The organism is Psychrobacter sp. 78a-MNA-CIBAN-0178, from assembly GCF_040309625.1.
Lineage (GTDB): Bacteria > Pseudomonadota > Gammaproteobacteria > Pseudomonadales > Moraxellaceae > Psychrobacter > Psychrobacter okhotskensis.
In genome coordinates, this window is record NZ_JBEOOZ010000235.1 from 1 (window position 1) to 229 (window position 229).

Below are 229 nucleotides of genomic sequence, written 5' to 3' on the forward strand. Positions count from 1 at the left end.
GCGTTTACGTAATGCGCTGGAAAAAATTCAAGACCAATATGAATTCATCTTTATTGACTGCCCCCCGTCTTTAAATATGTTAACCGTAAATGCCATGGCTGCAGCCGACTCGATTTTAGTCCCTATGCAATGTGAATATTATGCGTTAGAAGGTTTAACCGCATTAATGGACACCATTACGCAACTTGCCAAGTTAGTTAATCCTAAGCTACAAATTGAAGGCATACTT

1 protein-coding gene is annotated in these 229 nt (G+C 39.3%); it reads left to right on the plus strand.

The features are described from left to right. The coding region (locus AAEY80_RS14955) for a ParA family protein (protein WP_350588655.1) at positions 1-229 on the plus strand (229 nt) is incomplete at both ends.